General features: G+C 70.6%; 4 protein-coding genes. 1 reads left to right on the top strand and 3 read right to left on the bottom strand.

The genetic code is table 11. The features are described from left to right. Positions 1 to 347 precede the first annotated feature (347 nt). A complete protein-coding gene (locus tag ACF1AL_RS39365; protein WP_391781388.1) occupies positions 348 to 1,355 on the bottom strand; it encodes a stage II sporulation protein M in 1,008 nt (335 codons plus the stop codon). Positions 1,356 to 1,486: 131 nt separating this feature from the next. On the opposite strand from ACF1AL_RS39365, the gene ACF1AL_RS39370 reads away from it, so the two are divergent. Beyond that, entirely contained in the window at positions 1,487 to 2,515 is a 1,029-nt protein-coding gene (locus ACF1AL_RS39370) for an RDD family protein (RefSeq protein WP_391781389.1), read from the top strand. Between the two features lie 79 nt (positions 2,516 to 2,594). On the opposite strand, the gene ACF1AL_RS39375 is transcribed toward ACF1AL_RS39370, so the two are convergent. Further along, complete coding sequence (locus ACF1AL_RS39375) at positions 2,595 to 3,209, bottom strand: hypothetical protein (RefSeq protein ID WP_391662108.1); 615 nt, start codon at positions 3,207 to 3,209, stop codon at positions 2,595 to 2,597. A gap of 243 nt (positions 3,210 to 3,452) precedes the next feature. Continuing rightward, on the bottom strand, positions 3,453 to 3,715 hold a 263-nt coding region (locus ACF1AL_RS39380), incomplete at its 5' end, for an adenosylhomocysteinase (RefSeq protein WP_391828810.1).

The following is a 3,715-nucleotide window of genomic DNA, read 5'->3' on the forward strand; positions in this document are numbered from 1 at the left end:
GGCTTTCCTCCGGGCGCTTCCCTTCGGTCTTGCGTTTCCGACTCTATCAGATCTTTTCTCGATCCGATTTCCTCGGTGCTTTCCAGGTTCCCGCTTCCGCGTTTCCCTTTCCGGCGGTTCCGACTTTATCAGATGTTTCGGACCGCTTGATCAGCTGTCCTTTTCCGATTCATCGGGGGGTGGCTCTTGGGAATCGATGTTCCGTGGAGCCTGCAGATACTTACCGTCACCGACCGGACGCTGTCCAGTTCCAGGCAACTGTTCGAATCTACCTCCCCGTCCACTCCGTGTCAACGGTGTTTCCGGGGCGAAGGAGAGATTAACAGCTCGGGAGGGGTGGATGCACATCAGGCGGCCACGGGCAGCGTGGCGCTGCGCTCCTGCTCCTCCAGGTCCCCGCTCTCGCCCTCCCGGACGGCACGTCCGCCCAGCACATAGACGTACGTCAGGAAGGCCAGCTCGGCGGCGACGCCGATGCCGATGCGGGCCCAGGTGGGCAGGGCCGACGGGGTGACGAAGCCTTCCAGCGCACCGGAGACGAACAGCACCAGGGCGAGGCCGATGGCCATTCCGATGGCGGCTCGGCCCTCCTCCGCCAGCGCGGTGCGACGGGTGCGCGGGCCGGGGTCGATGACCGTCCAGCCCAGGCGCAGGCCGGTGCCGGCGGCGACGAAGACCGCGGTGAGTTCGAGCAGGCCGTGCGGCAGGATCAGGCCGAGGAAGGTGTCGAGGCGGCCGGCGGAGGACATCAGGCCGATCCCGACGCCCAGGTTGAGCATGTTCAGCAGCAGGATCCACAGGACCGGCAGCCCGAGGAAGACGCCCATGACGAGACAGATGGCGGCGGCTTCCGCGTTGTTCGTCCACACCTGTGCGGCGAAGGAGGCCGCGGGGTGGCTCGAGTAGTACGTCTCGTACTCGCCGCCCGGCCGGGTGAGCTGGCGCAGCTCACTGGGGGCGGCGATCACGGCCTGGACGTCGGGGTGGGTGCCGATCCACCAGCCGAGGAGGGCGGCGACCACCGTGGACACCAGCGCCGTGGGCACCCACCAGTGGCGGGAGCGGTAGACCGCGGCGGGGAAGCCACGGGTGAGGAAACGGGTGACGTCCCGCCAGGAGGCACGGCGTGTGCCGGTCACCGCGCTACGCGCGCGTGCGACGAGCTGGCTGAGCCGGCCGGTCAGCTGCGGATCGGGTGCACTCGACTGGATCAGGGAGAGATGCGTCGCGGTGCGTTGGTACAGGGTGACGAGTTCGTCGGCCTCGGCGCCGGTGAGGCTGCGCCGGCGACCGAGCAGGCTGTCGAGGCGTTCCCACTCGGCTCGGTGGGCGGTGACGAAGACGTCGAGGTCCATCGGTGTGCCTGCTCCTGCGCGGTTTGTCGGCGGCTCGGCCTGGGGTCAGCTTGTCGTACTGCGGCGCGATGCGCCCTCAGCTTGGCAGACTTGCGGATCTCAGGGCAGGTCAGGGGAAGGGGACGACGGGCGTGAGTGAGCTGGTGACGGGCGAGGCGGTGGCCTTGGAGCTACGCCCCGCGAGGCTGCCCAGCAGGGCGCTCGCCGTGGTGATCGATCTGATCGTCGCGATAGCGGCGTACACGGTCGTGACCATGGCGCTCCTGGTGGCAACGGCCTCGCTGGACGATGCGGCGCGGACGGCGGTGTCGATCGCGGCGTTCCTGCTGGTGCTGGTGGGTGCGCCCATCGCCGTCGAGACGCTCAGTCATGGGCGGTCGCTGGGGAAGCTGGCGTGTGGTCTGCGGGTGGTCCGGGACGACGGCGGGCCGATCCGGTTCCGGCACGCGCTGGTGCGTGGCGCGGTCGGTGTCGTCGAGATCCTGCTGACCTTCGGGGTGGTGGCGTGCATCGCCTCGCTCGTGTCGGAGCGCGGGCGGCGGCTGGGTGACGTGTTCGCCGGGACGCTGGTCGTGCGGGAGCGGGTGCCGCAGACGCGGACGGGGTTCCTGCCGCCTCCGCCGCCGTGGCTGGCCGGGCGCTTCGGGCAGCTGGACCTGTCGGCGGTGCCGGACGCGCTGTGGCTCGCCGTCCGGCAGTACCTGTCGCGGATGCACCAGCTGGATCCGCAGGTCGGTTCGGACATGGCCCAGCGGCTCGCCGCGGATCTGTCGGCGCGTACGGGGACTCCGGTGCCGCCGGGAATTCCGCCGGCCGCTTATCTCGCTGCCGTGCTGCAGGAGCGGCAGGCCAGGGAGGCGCGACGGGCCTTCGCCCACGGACCTCAGGCAGCCGGAGCACAGGCAACCGGGGCACAGTCAACCGGCCCGCAGGGAGTCGGCCCCCTGACGACGGGGCCCCAGACAGCGGGGCCGCAGACAGCGGAGCCACAGGCCGCGGGACCTTTCGCAGCACCGCTCGGTCCGAGCGGTACGCCCGCCCCGGACCCCCACACCAGCTCTTCGCCAGCCCCGTCCGCTCCTCCTGCGGCAACCCCCACTCCGGCGCCCACCGAGTCGTCGGAGAGCCGCCCCCACAGGGGCTTCGCCCCGCCCGCCTGATCGACGGCCGGGAGCCTGGAGCCCCGGCCAGGCGGCTCAACGGATTCAACGACTCAAGGGACTCGACAGACGCACCGGCTCAGGGGAAGACGGACGGCGGGGTGTCCAGGTCCTCCAGCTCGATGCCGGGGGCCGCGAGGACGACGTCACCGGCGATGTGCACGGTGTGCTGCTCCCCCGTGTCCAGGGCTGTGACCTGGTATTCGTCCACGGTCAGGGGGCCGTTGTCAGTGGGGTGTGCTTCTCTCTTCAGCAAGGCCCAGGACTGGTCCACGGTGCGGGGGGCGAGGACCGGGTCCGTGAAGGCGACGAGCCGTACGCGGGTGGCGGTAGCGGAGGGGGTGAGGCGCAGCAGACGCGTGGTGGCGACGAGGAACGCGGGGGACGTGCCGGTGAAGGCGTGGGCGCGCACATTGCCTTCGGTGGCCTGGGTTCCCGTGGGGTCGGTGCGGACCCAGGTGACGCCGTCGAGGGCGGCGCCGCGCACCTGCCAGTCGCCCGCGTGGAGTTCCAGCCGGAGGGGGCGGCCGAGCTCGTCGAGGGTGAGGTCGACGGAGCCGTGGTGATCGCCGGACGGGGTGGTCAGCCGCGAGACGTAGCGCCAGCCGGAGGGGCCGGGGGCGCACTGGAAGTGTTCTTCTGCGAGGGGGGTGTGATCGTGCGGATCGTGGAGCGAATAGCGGCCGCGGGGCATGGGGGTCCTGGGTCGTGACGGGATGTTCCGGCGAGCTGTGACGGGCTTGTCCGGGCAGAGGCGGGTCGGCCTCGAAGCGGGGCGGAGACGGCCGGCCCGGGAAAAGGGGCAGGCCCCCGGCACGGGGGTGCGGGGGCCTGCCTCGGACCTCGGTCAGCTCTGCCAACATCGCTTGGTGGGCACTGCCGGCAGGGATCGGTCAGTACTGCCGAAGGGGATCCGGTCAGTACCGCCGGTCGCCGGTCAGTAGCGGTAGTGGGCCGGCTTGTACGGGCCGTCGACGTCGACGCCGATGTACGCCGCCTGCTCCGGGCGCAGCCGGGTCAGCTTCACACCGAGCGCGTCCAGGTGGAGGCGGGCGACCTTCTCGTCGAGGTGCTTGGGCAGCGTGTACACGCCCGTCGGGTACTCCGCCTGCTTCGTGAACAGCTCGATCTGCGCGATCGTCTGGTTGGCGAAGGAGTTGGACATCACGAACGAGGGGTGACCGGTGGCGTTGCCCAGGT

It is taken from the genome of Streptomyces sp. NPDC014801 (assembly GCF_043082085.1).
Taxonomy (GTDB): Bacteria; Actinomycetota; Actinomycetes; order Streptomycetales; family Streptomycetaceae; genus Streptomyces.

Bases quoted from the DNA above. Each gene is read 5' to 3' on its own strand.
- ACF1AL_RS39365 (WP_391781388.1), bottom strand. From the start codon at position 1,355: ATGGACCTCGACGTCTTCGTCACCGCCCACCGAGCCGAGTGGGAACGC.
- ACF1AL_RS39375 (WP_391662108.1), bottom strand. From the start codon at position 3,209: ATGCCCCGCGGCCGCTATTCGCTCCACGATCCGCACGATCACACCCCC.